This window comes from Corallincola platygyrae (assembly GCF_039544265.1).
GTDB lineage: Bacteria > Pseudomonadota > Gammaproteobacteria > Enterobacterales > Neiellaceae > Corallincola > Corallincola platygyrae.
The window spans coordinates 401,384-417,374 of sequence record NZ_BAABLI010000008.1; the positions used below are offsets into that span (position 1 = coordinate 401,384).

Annotated in this window: 16 protein-coding genes; 11 read left to right on the plus strand and 5 right to left on the minus strand. The window is 50.5% G+C overall.

Features of this window, described 5'->3' with window-relative positions; all coding sequences use genetic code 11:
* Positions 1–120: 120 nt before the first annotated feature.
* Together hemL and ABEA14_RS07270 are read right to left on the minus strand one after the other, a co-directional pair.
* Positions 121–1,401: a glutamate-1-semialdehyde 2,1-aminomutase gene (hemL, locus tag ABEA14_RS07265; protein ID WP_345339238.1), complete on the minus strand. Its 1,281-nt coding sequence runs from the start codon at positions 1,399–1,401 to the stop codon at positions 121–123.
* Positions 1,402–1,478: 77 nt separating this feature from the next.
* The gene (locus ABEA14_RS07270; RefSeq protein WP_345339239.1) at positions 1,479–3,158 is read right to left on the minus strand and encodes a chloride channel protein; all 1,680 of its coding nucleotides are present in this window, start codon (positions 3,156–3,158) and stop codon (positions 1,479–1,481) included.
* A 69-nt stretch (positions 3,159–3,227) separates the two neighbouring features.
* Between ABEA14_RS07270 and ABEA14_RS07275 the strand changes: the two genes are divergently transcribed.
* Positions 3,228–3,962, plus strand: a complete 735-nt coding sequence (locus ABEA14_RS07275; protein WP_345339240.1) for a DUF6776 family protein — start codon at positions 3,228–3,230, stop codon at positions 3,960–3,962.
* Between the two features lie 56 nt (positions 3,963–4,018).
* Positions 4,019–4,366: an iron-sulfur cluster insertion protein ErpA gene (erpA, locus tag ABEA14_RS07280; protein ID WP_345339241.1), complete on the plus strand. Its 348-nt coding sequence runs from the start codon at positions 4,019–4,021 to the stop codon at positions 4,364–4,366.
* A gap of 57 nt (positions 4,367–4,423) precedes the next feature.
* Here erpA and ABEA14_RS07285 read toward each other — a convergent pair whose 3' ends face one another.
* Together ABEA14_RS07285 and ABEA14_RS07290 are read right to left on the minus strand one after the other, a co-directional pair.
* Positions 4,424–5,548 carry an anhydro-N-acetylmuramic acid kinase gene (locus ABEA14_RS07285; protein WP_345339242.1) on the minus strand — a complete coding sequence of 375 codons (1,125 nt, stop codon included), beginning with the start codon at positions 5,546–5,548 and terminating at the stop codon, positions 4,424–4,426.
* Entirely contained in the window at positions 5,548–6,900 is a 1,353-nt protein-coding gene (locus ABEA14_RS07290) for a peptidoglycan DD-metalloendopeptidase family protein (protein WP_345339417.1), read from the minus strand. The genes ABEA14_RS07285 and ABEA14_RS07290 overlap by 1 nt, the downstream gene beginning before the upstream one ends.
* Positions 6,901–7,058: 158 nt before the next feature.
* Between ABEA14_RS07290 and tyrS the strand changes: the two genes are divergently transcribed.
* Positions 7,059–8,246 (plus strand): tyrosine--tRNA ligase, encoded by a 1,188-nt coding sequence (gene tyrS, locus ABEA14_RS07295; protein WP_345339243.1) that lies wholly within the window; start codon positions 7,059–7,061, stop codon positions 8,244–8,246.
* Positions 8,247–8,357: 111 nt separating this feature from the next.
* On the opposite strand, the gene ABEA14_RS07300 is transcribed toward tyrS, so the two are convergent.
* Positions 8,358–9,137, minus strand: coding sequence for an IclR family transcriptional regulator (locus tag ABEA14_RS07300; RefSeq protein ID WP_345339244.1), 780 nt, complete (start codon positions 9,135–9,137; stop codon positions 8,358–8,360).
* Positions 9,138–9,401: 264 nt separating this feature from the next.
* Between ABEA14_RS07300 and malE the strand changes: the two genes are divergently transcribed.
* From malE to ABEA14_RS07340, 8 genes are all read left to right on the plus strand, one after another.
* Complete coding sequence (malE, locus tag ABEA14_RS07305) at positions 9,402–10,574, plus strand: maltose/maltodextrin ABC transporter substrate-binding protein MalE (protein ID WP_345339245.1); 1,173 nt, start codon at positions 9,402–9,404, stop codon at positions 10,572–10,574.
* Between the two features lie 85 nt (positions 10,575–10,659).
* Complete coding sequence (locus tag ABEA14_RS07310; protein WP_345339246.1) at positions 10,660–11,652, plus strand: aldo/keto reductase; 993 nt, start codon at positions 10,660–10,662, stop codon at positions 11,650–11,652.
* A complete protein-coding gene (locus ABEA14_RS07315; RefSeq protein ID WP_345339247.1) occupies positions 11,649–13,070 on the plus strand; it encodes a glycoside hydrolase family 13 protein in 1,422 nt (473 codons plus the stop codon). The genes ABEA14_RS07310 and ABEA14_RS07315 overlap by 4 nt, the downstream gene beginning before the upstream one ends.
* Before the next feature lie 83 nt (positions 13,071–13,153).
* Positions 13,154–14,074, plus strand: a complete 921-nt coding sequence (kdgK, locus tag ABEA14_RS07320; RefSeq protein WP_345339248.1) for a 2-dehydro-3-deoxygluconokinase — start codon at positions 13,154–13,156, stop codon at positions 14,072–14,074.
* 10 nt (positions 14,075–14,084) lie between these two features.
* Positions 14,085–14,714, plus strand: a complete 630-nt coding sequence (locus ABEA14_RS07325) for a bifunctional 4-hydroxy-2-oxoglutarate aldolase/2-dehydro-3-deoxy-phosphogluconate aldolase (protein WP_345339249.1) — start codon at positions 14,085–14,087, stop codon at positions 14,712–14,714.
* An 80-nt stretch (positions 14,715–14,794) separates the two neighbouring features.
* Complete coding sequence (locus ABEA14_RS07330; RefSeq protein WP_345339250.1) at positions 14,795–15,037, plus strand: DUF7336 domain-containing protein; 243 nt, start codon at positions 14,795–14,797, stop codon at positions 15,035–15,037.
* 117 nt (positions 15,038–15,154) lie between these two features.
* Positions 15,155–15,547 (plus strand): fluoride efflux transporter CrcB, encoded by a 393-nt coding sequence (gene crcB / locus ABEA14_RS07335; protein ID WP_345339251.1) that lies wholly within the window; start codon positions 15,155–15,157, stop codon positions 15,545–15,547.
* Positions 15,548–15,561: 14 nt separating this feature from the next.
* Positions 15,562–15,987 carry a universal stress protein gene (locus ABEA14_RS07340; protein ID WP_345339252.1) on the plus strand — a complete coding sequence of 142 codons (426 nt, stop codon included), beginning with the start codon at positions 15,562–15,564 and terminating at the stop codon, positions 15,985–15,987.
* Positions 15,988–15,991: the final 4 nt, after the last annotated feature.

The window sequence follows — 15,991 nt, forward strand, 5'->3', positions numbered from 1 at the left end:
ATACTTTTTCATTGTGCGCTCGTTTAACCAATACAAAGAGTAAGACCACTATTCCCATAGTAAACCAGAGAAGAGCTTCCAACTGATTGAATAACTCGCTCGTCATCGTTAACTGGTTATCTAAAGCTTGGCAAAACAACGCCCGGCAGCAGCAATGGTTTCATCAATCTCTTTATCTGTATGTGCGTTCGACACAAAGCCTGCCTCATAGGCAGAAGGTGCCAGATAGACGCCTTCTTCCAACATCAGGTGGTAGAACTTCTGGAACCGTTCCAGGTCGCATTGAGTCACTTGATCAAATCGTGTGACTTGTTCGGCATCGGTAAAGAAGAAGCCAAACATGCCACCCACTTGGTTGATTGTCAGAGGTACACCTGCTTTGTCGGCTTCGGCTTTAAATCCTTTCGCCAGTTTTTCTGCCGTTGCGTCGAGTTGCTTATGAAGTCCTGGCGCTTCTAACAAGCTGAGTGCTGCCAAACCTGCGGCCATGGCAACAGGGTTACCTGACAGTGTTCCGGCCTGGTAAACCGGACCCTCGGGCGCAATATGTGCCATGATCTCCGCTTTGCCGCCAAACGCGCCAACCGGCATGCCGCCGCCGATCACTTTGCCTAAGGTCGTCATATCCGGTATTACACCGTAATGCTCCTGAGCGCCGCCCAGAGCAACACGAAAACCGGTCATTACTTCGTCAAAAATCAGCACAGCACCATGCTGGTCACATAGCTCGCGCAGCCCTTCGAGGAAACCTGGCACGGGTGGAATGCAGTTCATGTTGCCAGCAACAGGTTCAACGATCACACAGGCAATATCGTCGCCATACTGTGCAAAGAAGCCTTTGACGTTATCCAAGTCATTAAACACGGCTGTTAGTGTATGTTTGGCGACATCGGCAGGTACGCCCGGTGATGTGGGCTCGCCCAGTGTTAAGGCGCCAGAGCCAGCTTTTACCAGAAGTGAATCTGCGTGACCGTGATAACAGCCTTCGAACTTGAGCAGCTTGTTTCGCCCGGTGTAACCGCGAGCAAGGCGGATGGCACTCATGGTGGCTTCGGTACCTGAGCTGACCATACGCACCTTTTCGATAGAAGGTACCAGAGCTTTCACTTTCTCCGCCATGGTGACTTCGATTTCGGTCGGCGCGCCAAAACTCAAACCACGCTCGGCAGCATCAAATACCGCCTGTTTGATTGCTGGGTGGTTATGTCCCAGGATCATTGGGCCCCACGATCCCACGTAATCTATGTAGGCTTTGCCATCGGCGTCATGCAGGTAAGCGCCGTTTGCACTTTCAAAAAACAGGGGGTCGCCGCCAACACCGTTAAAAGCGCGTACAGGGGAGTTCACACCTCCAGGGATAACGGATTTTGCCTGAAGGAATAATTCGGAAGAGCGGCTCATTGAGTACCTCAGCTGATACGGTAGGGTCATAGAAACTGAGGCCGACTATATCAGAGAAGGTGAGGTCGGAGAATGGGTTAGCCGAGGTCTTGGTGTAGCCGTTGTGCGAGCTGTTGCCAACTGACCACTCCAACAGGCTTATTGACGTCACCCATGTGGATCATGGCAGCGCCACGGCGCTTTTTGGACAACTGTTCATAGACATCGCCTAGTGTGCGACGGGCACTGAGTTCGGGCATTTTTTGTGTGTGATAGCCACATTCTTTGGAAGCATCTGGCGTTACATAGCGCCAGGGTTGATCGCCCTGGTTGACGATTAACACTGGACGGTCACCAGCGCGAGATAGTGCATGATGGATCTGTTCATCGTCTGGGCGTTCCAACAAAACGAAGTCTGTTTGCATCACAGCCTGGACCCCGATCTTTTGCAGGTTCAATACGACGGGTGAGACCTGATAAGGCAGGCGCTGCAGCTCCATCTGAGTGAGGAAAGCAGAACGGGTTTTAAATAGCTGTGTCGCAACCAGCTGTGCGGTAATTAATACCAGCATCGCCGGAACGATCATGGCAGGTGTGTTGGTTGATTCCAAAATTGCCACTAGGGCGGCCATTGGTGCGTTCAGAGATGTGCCCATCATCGATGCCATACCGATGACAACGTAGAGATCACCATAGGTCTCCAATTCAGGCGCAACCTGAAGCATCATCTGCATGGTCAGCGCCCCGGCCAAGGCGCCTAGGGCAAACAGAGGACCGATAAGGCCACCGGGTATGCCTAAGCCAATGGCCAATACCGTTGCGACCATCTTGCCAACAAAGACACCGATCAATAGCGACATGGCGGGTGATTCACTTAATGCCAGATTGACCGAGGCATCTTCTGTTCCCATGATTTCCGGGAACAGGGTGGCAAGCGTGCCTGTTGCAATCGCTGCGATCATAATGCGCGCAGCCAAAGGAAGATTCTGGCCGCTGCGCATGCACATCAGCAAGAGCTGGTTAAACATGGCTGCCATGACGCCGATCACCAGTCCCAGCACTAGCAGGTAGGGCACTTGGTGGATCTGGTCAATCACAACAAAATTGAGTGCTTCGTAACTGTGTTGGTCTCCAAATGCCAAACGGCTCATGATTGAGCCGCAGGCGGATGCCAGCATGATGGGAATAAACATGTGTATCTTGTATTCCCTGAGCACTACCTCCATGACAAAGATAACTGCCGCCAGTGGCGTATTAAATGAAGCTGATATGCCGGCAGCAATACCGCTGGCAGCCAGAATTCGTGTCGCGTTGTATGGCAACTTGAGATAGTGACCAAGCATGGAGCTGCCTGCGGCTCCCAAGTGCACCGCGGGACCTTCACGACCTACAGAAAACCCACTGACCAGGGCCAGGGTGGCACCAAGAAACTGGTTGATGGTGTTGCGCAGGGGGATTAGGCCATGGTGGTACTTGACCCGGTAAATAACAAAGGGAATACCAAGGCGATAGTATTTAACGCCCATGGCCAGCGCCAGGATCAGGGTCAGGGCTGCACCACCGATAGGAAGTAAAAAGCTCTGCCATTGCTCGAGTGTGGTAAAATCCTTCGCTTCGCCCACAAGTGCATGTTGGGTGAACTCAACCAGAAAGCGAAAGATTAGGATCAGGGTTGCAGCGGAAATGCCTCCGACCAGTCCCATGATGCAGTGATAAATCGTTACACTGGGAAAGGAGAGTGCTTGGCGAAGATGTTTGATAAACGGTAGGCTATCCATGCCGCTGCTGAGTCTGCATAGCCGCTAGGGCAGTTTTCAATTAGTAATAACAGTAGATTACATGATTCTGTGAGTGATAACGATAATTTAAACCAGTTACGTAGCGCTTTAGTTACTTCCCTTACCTGGATCCGAAAACATCGCATCGCCCTGTTGGGTGCTTGGAGTGCATTGATGCTCGGTTTGTTTATTGGTGAGATGGGGAAATCGAGCTTATATGGCGAGCTCACTCATTGGCAGCAAGATGCCGATCAGCGCTCAGCAAGCCAGATCGGGCTGGAGTCGCAGGTTGAAAGCTTGATAGCTGAGTTGAAGATCGAACAGTCAACCAACCAGGCGATGCGGGACGAGTTAGCAGTTCATCTCAATGAATTGTATGAACAGCGCCGAGAGCTCACGTTTTATCGCAAGATCATGGCACCCGAAAAGGAAGCGGCGGGTGTGGTCATTGATGAGTTCAAGGTTATTGCTTCAGCCAGCGAAGGCTACTACCGCTTTCGTTTGGTGCTGATGCAGCTGAAGCGTGCCAAGCAGTTTGCCAAAGGTGGTTTTGAGCTGCGCCTGGAAGGAAGCCAGGCAGGAGAGCCCGCAACCCTTAATCTGTCCGAGCTAGCGGGGCTATCGGCTAAACAACAGAAGTTCAGTTTCCGCTATTTTCAGGAGATAGAGGGTGCTTTTACGTTACCGGAAGGTTTTGTGCCGGAGCAGATCGAAGTCAGGGCGACACTCTCGAAGAGCCGTACTCGAAAGTCGAATACTACGGCACGGATGTATCGTTGGGATCAGTTATTGAACAATACTTGAACGTAGCACTCAGGTATTGGATAATTTACACGTAGTTTTTTAAAAGGGTTTACGTCATGTCGCTAGCCGCTGAGGCCACTCCAATCGGTTTTTCTGAATCTGCAGCCAGCAAAGTAAAGACGCTGATTGAAGAGGAAGAGAATCCAGCACTGAAGCTGCGGGTCTATGTCACCGGTGGTGGTTGCTCTGGATTTCAATATGGCTTTACATTCGACGAGAAGGTTAATGACGGTGACACTACCATTGAAAAAAGTGGTGTCACCTTGGTGATTGACCCTATGAGCCTGCAATACTTAGTTGGTGGTGAAGTTGATTACACCGAAGGCTTGGAAGGATCTCGTTTCTTCGTAAACAATCCCAATGCCACGACAACCTGCGGTTGCGGTTCCTCGTTCTCAGTTTAAGTATTCAGTATGTATTGAAAAAACGCGCTTAATCAGCGCGTTTTTTTATACCTGGTCTCAGCATGCCGGGTAGTAGCCACCCAATACCGCTTCTCTCTCGGCTCCGGTTACGCTCGGAAGATTGCCTGATAAACGTTCTGTAAAGCGATAAGCAAGCCAGGCAAAAGCCAGGCCCTCCAGGTCGTCTGCCGAATACCCGAGGTCGTCTAGGGCTGCGATGTTGTAGGTGGGTAGGAGCTTTTTCAGCTTAGCCATCAATAGTGGGTTTCTTGCGCCTCCACCACATACCCAAACTTCTTTAGCTGCAGATTTGGCGGGAAGCTTATTGATTTGGTCGGCAATGGTTCTGGCGGTAAACTCAGCGAGCGTCGCCTGCACCTGGTCTGCAGGCAGAGGGGTTATCATGGCAAGTCGAGCCTGCAGCCAATCCAAGTTAAATAGCTCCCTGCCAGTACTTTTCGGGACCTCCCTTGCAAAGTAGGGGTCCGACATTAGTGCATTAAGCAGTTCATCACAGGGCTCTGCAGACGCCGCCCATTCACCATTTTTGTCATAAGGCTGGCCAAGGTGCGACTGACACCATTGGTCCATCAAGGTGTTTCCCGGGCCGGTATCAAAACCAAACATATCACCGCTGGCAGGTAACCAACTGATGTTGGCGATGCCCCCAATATTGAGAATGACACGATCGATATCGTCGTGCTGAAATAGTGACTGATGAAACGCAGGCACTAATGGTGCGCCCTGGCCACCCAACGCGATATCTTTCCGCCTGAAGTCAGCAATCACATCGATACCGGTTTCAACCGCAACTGTGTTAGGGTCTCCGATCTGCAGAGTGAAACCAGCCTGATTAATACCCAATCCATCGGGATGATGTCGTACTGTTTGGCCATGACAGCCAATGGCCACCACATCTTCACCATCTATATCTGCCTGACAGAGTAGTTGATTCACCGCATCAGCAAACAATTGGCCCATAAGGCGGTCAGCACTACCCATGCGATTGATTTCATTCTCGCCGGGCTGACAAAGTTGGTGGAGCTCAGATTTGAGAGTCTCAGGAATTGGATGCTGGTGTGATGCTAGGACGAAAGGGGAAGAGCTAGAGAAATCTGCAAGGACGGCATCTATGCCGTCCATGCTAGTGCCTGACATCAGGCCAATAAAGTATTTCGCCATTAATTATTAAGAGCTAGAAGTAAGCGTCTATTCGCATTGAGCTGACTGATCATATCCGAGGCATGGGCCACAAACGCGTCCTTGTCACTGGATTTAATCGGTTTGGCATCAGGCAGTTTCACCGTTCGTGGATTGCGGTGAACGCCATTGACCAGGAATTCATAGTGTAGGTGTGGACCCGTTACCCGGCCTGTTGCACCGACAGTGCCTATCTTCTGGCCCTGTTTTACGCGGGCGTTAGTTTTAACGTAACGCTTGTGCAGATGCAGGTATTTGGTGATCACACCCTCACCATGTTTGATGAAGACATAGTTACCGTTTAGCTTGCTGTAACCCGATTTGGTCACGCGTCCATCACCGGCGGCCATAACAGGTGTGCCGGTTTTTGCTGCATAGTCGATACCGTTGTGTGGGCGAACCTTGCCCGTGACGGGGTGCAGGCGGCGGGGATTGAAGCTGGAGCTGATGTACTTAAAGCTTACAGGAGCACGCAGGAAGGCTTTTTTCATCGCTTTACCTTCCGGCGTGTAGTAAACACCGTCGGTGTGACGGACGGCCTGATACTCATCGCCCTGGTTTACAAACTCGGCTGCCACAATGGCACCTTCACCGACTCTCTCACCATCCGCGTACTTTTCTTCATACATGACACTGAAGCTGTCGCCTTTGCGAAGATCCAATGCAAAATCGATATCCCAGCCAAAAATGGTGGCCAGGCTCATGATCTGGTTAGGACTCAGGCCCGCGTCAACACCGGCATTGTAGAAGTTAGAGGTGATAGTTGCCGCAGCAAACTTGGTGCGACTCTCTACCTGTTTGACCAACTCTTCAGCTTCGAACTGGTCTCCAGCCAGGGTTACTTGAAGGGTTTTAATCTTATCCATGGGGTAAACCAGCTGGATAAGTTTGCCTTCGGCATCGGCACCAAATTTGATTTTGTCACCGGGGTGAATCTTTTTAAGGGCTTTGGTTTCCGCACCCAGAGACGCGATATCGTGCAGAGTGCGAGGGCTAAAACCTGCTCGCTGAAAAATTTTTGCCAGCGAGTCGCCGCTCTTGACGGTAAAGGTTTGCCAGCTTAATTCGACGAGGGGAGCTGCTTCCGGCGCAGAGGTTTGCACTTGAGGTAGCGCTTTAAGTTCTGGTCCAGCCAGAGGTTTTTGTTCGGCGCCAACTGGGGCGACTTCGAGAGAAAGCGGATAGCGCTTGCCCAGTTCCAATGAGGGATCGTCAGTATTTCTTGAGGCACTGGCGTCATCCACTGGCATGAAGATAAGCAACAGCGTAATGACACTGATGATGCCTACCAGTACCTTATGCTGTTTGGGCAGCTGTTCAATAAAATCATTCATAGCCGGGTCTTGCGTGTACATCTGAATTCATCCGTACATTGCGAATTATATACACAATGCAACTATCGCGCCCAGCATACACGGTTTCCCTCTTCGACGCTATTTCGTACAATCGCGCTTTATTTTTAAAAATTCCAAGTTCCACGGAGACAAAACGAATGAGTGACTGGCAGGCAGCATTAGCCGAAATCAAGCGAGGCGCCGAAGAGATCCTGGTTGAAGAGGAGTTGGTGGCCAAGCTAAAAGAGGGCCGTCCACTCGTAGTTAAGTTGGGGGCAGACCCCACTGCGCCAGATATTCATCTGGGTCACACGGTGATCATGAACAAACTGCGTCAGTTCCAGCAGCTGGGTCATGAAGTTGTATTTCTGATTGGTGATTTTACTGCCATGGTGGGCGACCCTTCAGGCAAAAACAGCACCCGTCCGCCGTTAACGCGTGAAGATGTGTTGCGCAACGCTGAAACCTACAAAGAGCAGATCTTTAAGATCCTTGATCCAGAAAAGACCCGTATCGAATTCAATTCAAAGTGGCTGAGCGAACTGGGCGCAGAGGGCATGATCCGTCTGGCGTCAAAACAGACTGTGGCACGTATGCTCGAGCGTGATGATTTCAAAAAGCGTTATGCCGACAGTCAGCCTATCGCTATTCATGAATTTATGTATCCGCTGTTGCAGGGCTACGACTCCGTTGCATTGAAAGCCGACGTTGAACTCGGTGGTACCGACCAGAAATTCAACCTGCTTATGGGCCGGGAGCTGCAGAAAGATGCTGGCCAGAAAACACAGTGTGTCGTAATGATGCCTCTGCTGGTTGGTCTGGACGGTGTGAAGAAGATGTCCAAGTCTGCTAACAACTATATCGGCATCAGTGATGCGCCAAACGAAATGTTCGGCAAGATCATGTCTATCTCTGATGATCTTATGTGGGATTATTTTGACCTGCTGAGCTTCCGCCCATTGGCAGAGCTCGCTGAGTTCAAAGAGGCCGTAAATGATGGCGCTAATCCTCGTGATTACAAGATCCTGCTGGCAAAAGAGATTATCGCTCGCTTCCATGACGAAGCTGCGGCAGAAGGTGCACATCAGGACTTTATTCAGCGTTTCCAAAAGAACGCGATCCCAGATGAGATGCCTGAGTTCAGCTTTGATGCAGGACTGCCATTGGCAAACCTGCTGAAGGACGCTGGTTTGGTTGGCAGTACTTCAGAAGCGATGCGTATGGTGAAGCAGGGCGCTGTGAAGATAGATGGCGAGAAAGTTGCTGATGCCAAAGTCGAGTTGGAAAATGGCACGGCTGTTTACCAAGTCGGTAAGCGTAAGTTTGCGCGAGTGACGTTAGCGTAATCACTTTGCCTTAGTTAAAGGTACTCCCAATCAAAAATGGCGCGATCGAGATTGCGCCATTTTTAGTTCAGTCAGATTGCAAGTGAGATGGCAACGATGGAATCTCTGATACTAGTTGCCATTAAACCCCAGCGCGTTTTGTATGACATTGGCCGCTTTTCTGCACGCTTCAATAGTATCCTCAAGGGGTAGTCCAGTCTCTTTCATGTTGCTCTGGTAGGCATCCATAAAAGGCATGGTAAGGACGGCGAACGCTTCTCCCTGATCATTGCAAATTGGGAAGCTAATATTAGTGATCCCTTTCACCTGCATGCTTTCTCGAACGACACGGGCATTACTGCGAATATTGACCAGCTCATTCTCAATTTCTAGCTTTTGTGCCGGATTAATGGGCGGCCGGTGCCATAGGCTTTGTTTTATAGACGTTGATGCTAAGGCTAATAGTAACCAACCAGAAGTTGATTCGAATATGTCAACCTCGGCGCCTACGCGTACCGAAAATCCCATTTTGCTGGGGCTGTCCTGTTTGGCGAGCACGTAAAGTTTGCCCTCTTCTGGGACAACCAGATGGCAAGATTGGGATGTTTGCTCGCTAAGGGTTTGCATGACAGGAAACGCCTGGGCACGAAGCCTTTCCTGTGGTGGATAGGCATGGGCCATTTGCCACATACGCAGGGTCAACTGTATACCGCCTGCGCTATCGACATAGAGGTAGCCGCGTTCTTGTAGACATGCCAGCATGCGAAATATCTCATTGATATTTCTTCCCAGTCGCTCGGCGATCATATTTTTGGTTAATGGCCCCTGTTGCCTAGCCAAAAGTTCCAAAATATCCAGTCCTTTCTCCAGAGCCGGTGCTGCGTAACTCGATTTTTCAGTGTCTGACTTCACTGCTACCTCAATTTCCTGCTTTCGTGTCTTCGATACAACGGCCGGAGTATAACGCCGAAATGATCTGCAACAGAAGTTGACGATCATTGCAGCACCAGAGAGACCATGGCTAAGCGTGATCTCAGTCCCATTAATAGAAGGATCTGGTTTTCATTCCTTAGTTAATTGATGTTTTATATATAAAAATAAGTTTTACATATGATGGGTTGGTATCGGATCTGTACTCTGAATCCGGTTGTGGCTGATAAAACAAAAGGATCAATCATGAAAACGATCACGCGTCTTGCTGCGGTCTGTACCGCACTGCTGTCGTTGCCGGTCAGTGCTGGCATTAAAGATGGTGCCCTGGAGATATGGGTGGATAAAGGTGCCGAGTCTGTCAAAGCCATCGCGGCCCGTTTCACTGAAGACACCGGTATAGAGGTGACAGTGATCCGATCGTCAGATACCCCTGGCATGTTTGATATTCAGGCGCCTGCAGGTGGTGGACCTGACATTCTGTTTTGGGCACATGACAGGTATGGCGACTGGGCACGCAGTGGCCTAATTCAGGAAGTTAAGTTAAACGCTGATCTGCGCAAGGATGTGATCGACTACGCCTTGGACGCCGTCACTGTCGATAACAAAGTTTATGGTTATCCCATCGCCATTGAAGCGGTCAGCATTCTCTATAACAAAGCCCTGCTTGATAAAGCTCCGGCGACCTTTGAAGAGCTATTCGAGCTGAATAATCAGCTACAGGAAAAACATGGTGTCTCAGCGATTACCTGGGACTACAACACTTCCTATTTCTCCTGGCCACTTTTAGCGGCCAATGGCGGTTATCCATTTAAGAAAACCACAACTGGGTATGACGTGGCTGACACGGGTATCAATCATGATGGCGCTAAACTAGGTGCCAAATTTATCTCTCGTTTGATCAAAGAGGGCGTAATGGAGAAGCAGATCGATTACTCGATCATGGATCAGAAGTTTATTGAAGGTAAGACGGCCATGGTCATCAATGGGCCATGGTACTGGGGTAAGTTGGACAAAGCGGGACTTGATTTCGGCGTCGCTCCGCTGCCTACGCTCAATGGCAATGTCGCCAAGCCTTTTGTGGGTGTATACGGGGCCGCCCTAAGCAGCAACACATCCAACCGGGATCTCGCGGTTGAATTTATCGAGCAGTACCTGCTGAAGGCCGATTCACTGAAGGAATATCATCGCAGCGGTGAGTTGGGTGTACTTGCATACCAGAGTTTGCAACAAGAGCTGAGCAATGATCCAAAGCTGGCAGCTGTCTACGATAGTGCAGAACAGGGCGAGATTATGCCAAACACTCCCCAGATGGCGAGATTCTGGTCGGCAGTGGGTACGGCACTAAGCAATATAACCTCCGAACGTCAACAGGTTGATCATGCGTTGGATATGGCGGCGAAGCGTGCCGTCAGGTAACGCTTGAGGCAACTCAGGCTGATATCAACCGACATCAGCCTGAGTCACTATTTTATGTAAGCGGTTAATTACGAGTCTAGACACCATGAAACTAAAGAAACTTAATCGATTTGAGCTGCCATTTTCCGCGCTAGGGTACGGTTGCTGGGGGATTTCTGGCGGTCATAGCTGGTCTATGAGTGACGACCAGCAGTCCATTGCAACCATTCATACGGCCATTGAGGGGGGAGTGAACTTCTTTGATGTTGCGCCAGTGTACGGATTGGGACATGCCGAATCGGTGCTGGGGCAGGCGCTTAAAGGTAAGCAGCGAGAGTCGCTGATTATTGCGAGTAAATGTGGCTTGGTGTGGAACGATGCGAATGAGGTAAGCAACAATCTGAGTACAGACAGTTTGATGGCCGAGATTGATCAGAGCCTCGCCCGTCTGGGAGTTGAGTATCTGGACCTGTACCAGATCCACTGGCCTAACTCTGAATACCCGCTGGAAGAGATACTTCAGGCGCTGGAGGCGATCAAGGCGAGTGGCAAAGTACGTCACCTAGGGGTAAGCAACTTCTCGCTGGCGATGCTAACTGAGGCCTGTGAGCTGAGTGCAATCGACAGTTTCCAGGGCTTGTACAATATGTTGGAGCGCAATCCCGAGAGCTACCATGGCATTGGTTTGGACTATCGTTCTGAAGCGGAAATCTTGCCCTACTGTCAGCAACATGGATTGGCGTTTTTCCCCTACAGCCCATTGATGCAGGGGTTGTTGGGTGGACAGTTTGATGCCAGCCAGTTGCATGAGAATGATGTGCGCATGAACAACCCTAAACTTCGCGGCGAGCAGCTTAAAAAGTACCTGGAGATTGTTGCTACCCTCCAGCAGTTTGCTGCTGAGCTGGGTAAGCCATTAAGTGAGTTGGCGATTAACTGGTTGGCAGATCAAGATGCTGTGACCTCGGTGATTGCTGGTGCAGCGACCCCGGAGCAGGTGCAGGCGAATCTCAAGGCGATGGCGTGGGAGTTGAGCGCAGCAGATCGCCAGGCGCTGGAGCTTAGGCTGCAACCTTACAAGGCGGAGGGGCTGCTATGAGCAACCAGATAGTCACGCCAGCTTGGGTGCGCAATGCCGTGTTTTATCAGATCTTCCCTGATCGCTTTGCCAAGGGTGAAGACACCAGTTTGGCCAAGGGAATTCAACTGAAACCCTGGGGTACCGATCCGGATGAGCAGGGCTTTCAGGGGGGGAACTTGTATGGTGTTATCGATAAGCTGGATCACCTGAAACAGCTAGGTATCACAGCCATCTACCTGTGCCCTATCTTTAGCTCTGCCAGCAACCACAGGTATCACACCTTTGATTTTATGCAGGTGGATCCCTTGTTGGGGGGGAATGAGGCGCTGCGCGCGTTACTGGATGAAGCGCATGCTCGTGATATGAAGATTGTCCTTGATGGCGTATTTAACCATGCCAGCCGCGGTTTTTGGGCGTTCCATCACATCCTCGAATGCGGCGGTGATTCGCCCTATCTGGACTGGTTTAAGGTCCAGGATTGGCCACTGAACCCCTACCCAAGGACGGTCGAGGAAAAGCCCAACTATATGGCGTGGTGGGATCTGCCCGCTCTGCCACAGTTCAATCATGCCAACCAAGGGGTGCGAGACTATATCTATGAGGTAGCTCGCTACTGGTTGGAGTTTGGTATTGATGGCTGGCGTTTGGATGTGCCGTATGAGATCGATGACGATGAGTTTTGGCGCGGTTTCCGTCAGGTAGTGAAAACGGCAAATCCTGAGGCCTATATCTGTGGCGAAGTTTGGGAAGAGGCTAAGCGCTGGCTGCAGGGCGACATGTTTGACGCCACCATGAACTACACCTTCTGTTGGGCGGCATTGAGTTACTTTGGCGCAGACAGCCTAAATGGCTACCAGCGCAATCACCTGACACTGGAGCCACTGAACGATAATGGCTTCCGTGATGTTATCGACACCATGCATAGCTGGTATGACGATGAGATCAACTTCTCGCAGCTCAACCTGATGGGTAGCCATGATATGGCACGTCCATTGTGGATCCTTTCGGACAATAAGCCCGCGATGCAGTTGTGCTGGTTATTCCTGATGACGATGCCCGGTGCGCCCTGTATCTATTACGGTGATGAGATCGCCATGTCTGCAGCAGATGATCCCCATTGTCGTCAAGCCTACCCATGGCATGATAAAGCTCAGCAGGACTTACATTATCAGCAATCGGTGGCTGAGTTGACGGCGCTGCGTCATGCCCAGCCAGCGTTGCGGGAGGGCGATTTCAAGTTTGTGCAGGACCCAGACAATGGCAAACCGGATTTGATAATCTACCAGCGTTGTTTGCATGGGGAAAAACTGCGCATCTATATAAATCGTTCGACCAATGACATGAGCATTGCACTGCCTGACGGCGAGCTGCTTTATGGATCAGCAGAAAATGGGAAACTGAAGCCGCAGTCAGGTGTTGTTGTTTGCCTCTCGTAAGCAGCATTTTATTGCCGGGTAGTAGCCTTACCCGGCGCTTTAAGTGGAAGGTATCAAAACATGTATATCGACGGAGATGCGTTGTGAAGGCCAAGCGGGTAGCGGTGATTGGCGAATGCATGGTGGAACTGAAAAAAGACGGTGACAAGCTAGAGCAAGGTTTCGGCGGTGACACTCTCAACACGGCCGTTTACTTGTCCAGGCTGACCCATCAAAGCAGTATTTCTGTCTCCTATGTCACAGGATTGGGCACCGACCCCTATAGCAGAGAGATGCTAAAAACCTGGCAAGCGGAGCATATCAATACGGATACTGTCTATTTGTCTGAAGACAAACTGCCCGGACTATACTCCATTGAGACGACTCCTGAAGGTGAGCGCGCCTTTTATTACTGGCGACAGGACTCTGCGGCAAAGTACTGGCTTAAGAACCAGCCGATAGAACGGATCACCCAAACATTACTCCAGCACGAGTTTATCTATATAAGTGGTATCAGCCTGGCGATTCTGCCGTCAACGTGCCGTCAAACCCTGCTTAAGGTGCTCGACAGTTGCCGCAATGCGGGTGTTACCATCGCCTTTGATAACAACTACCGTACCGCGTTGTGGGATGATCAGAGCACCGCGCGATATTGGTACGAGAAAATGTTGCAACACACTGATATTGCATTCTTAACCTATGATGATGAACAGGAGTTGTGGGGCGACAATACAGAGCTCCAGACCATCGTCAGAACACAGACGTTTGGTGTGAGTGAGGTGGTTATTCGCAGAGGGAGCAAGGATTGTATCGTCGTAACCCGAGAAGCAACCAAGTATGTTTCCGCTATTGCTGTGGATCAGGTGATAGATACCACCGCAGCGGGAGATTCTTTTAGTGCGGGTTATCTGGCCAAGCGCATTCAGGGAGGCTCCAGCGAAGCGTCTGCGCTTAGTGGGCACCATCTCGCAGGGCGGGTTATTCAACATCGTGGCGCCATCATCCCTAAACACGCCATGCCTTAAGGAGTGAAGAGTGAAAGAGATAGACCAGCGGCTGGCAGCGATTAAAGTTGTCCCCGTCGTAGCGATTAAAGATGTGAATAAGGCCGTTGATCTTGCCAACGTGCTGATCACCAATGGGCTTCCTTGTTGTGAAGTTACTTTCCGGACCGACGCTGCCGTTGATGCGATTAAGCAGATCCGAGACGCGTTTCCAGAGATGTTGATTGGAGCGGGTACCGTACTTAGTTGTGAACAGGTCGACCTGGCGATTGACGCTGGGGTTGATTTTGTTGTTAGCCCGGGGTTTAACCCCACCGTCGTGACCTACTGTCAGCAGCGAGGGGTGCCGATTATTCCAGGGGTTAATAACCCCAGCCTAGTTGAGCAGGCGATGGAGATGGGATTGCGCACCCTTAAGTTTTTTCCCGCAGAGGCATCTGGTGGTGTAGCCATGCTCAAAGCGCTGGCAGCCGTGTATCCGGTTAGCTTCATGCCAACGGGCGGTGTTAGTCCTGAGAATGTACGTGATTACCTGGCACTGCCCAATGTGCATGTGTGTGGTGGAACCTGGATGGTGCCAGCCAAATTGGTTGATGAAGCGCGTTGGGATGAGCTGGCCGTTTTGGTTGCCGACGTTTCTGGCATTGTTGCGTCGGAGTAATATGGTTTTATTCGCTTTCGTTCGAAAACCTCTATGCGGCTTTGCTAACATTTGGTTATTCAATCGGTTAGGTGCTATCAATGACATATGTATACCTTCTAGAACATCTACATGTAATTGCAGAAGGCAACGAGTGCGTTAAAACTCTGGGCATTTACGCCAGCGAGAGTGAAGCTCTACAAGCTGTGGAAAGATTAAAAATACAGCAAGGATTTAAAGATTTTCCGAGTGTTAACCCTGACTCGGGTGAAGAGAGCGGATTCTATATCTGTCGCTATGAATTAGGAAAAGATCATTGGCCAGAAGGATTTGTCTCCGTCTAACCAGATATTCAGCAAGAAAAAAGTTGTGAGTCGTTTTATAGTTTGGCCTTGTCGCTAACTTGCTGCTTGTTTTCGGCATTAGGTCACCAGCAATAGCTATTTCCCCCGGAGCCTTTTATGTCTCAGATTTCCACCCTTGCCTTTGTCGCTCTTGGCGGTGCATTTGGTGCTTGTGGTCGCTTTCTCGTGTCTCAATGGTGTGTTGCGCTGTTTGGTAAAGGCTTTCCCTACGGAACGCTGACCGTAAATGTGGTCGGTAGTTTGATGATGGGCGGGCTGTTTGCGCTGCTTGAAAATGGCACCTTGGTTGCAGAGCCGTGGCGTCCACTGATTGGTTTGGGTTTTCTCGGTGCGTTAACAACCTTCTCCACATTTTCCATGGATAACGTAGTGTTGATGCAGCAGGGCGAGTGGTTCAAGTTTGGCCTAAACATCGGTATCAATGTCGTCGGTTGTACCTTTGCCGCTTGGGCTGGCTATCAGTTACTGGCGAAATCTGCTGGCGCTTAACTCAAGGAGCTGCAATGGCTTATCAACATATCTTGGTGGCGGTAGATCTAGCTGAAGACGCCGCCAGAGTGGCATTACACGGGGCGGAATTAGCGAGAACATTTGGCGCCAAGCTGTCATTGGTGATGGTTGAGCCGGGTGTTGGTGATGCTTCGCTGGAAGAGATTGAGTTGGGGTTAGATCTTTCTACGCGCACATTACCCAAGCGCCAGCATGAATTAGCACTGTTTGCAGCGAACAATATTGATTACCCACTGTCAGCCCACTACGTGTTGAATGGCGAACTAGGCCGCCAGGTGCAAAAAGCTGTCGAAAAGAGCGGTGCTGACTTGCTGATTGCAGGCAAACATATGGATCATCGCTGGCTGGCAGCCCATGCAGGAGAAACATTAGCCAAACATGTCTCCTGTGATCTGCTGTTGGTTACGTTAGATGCTTGAGCTA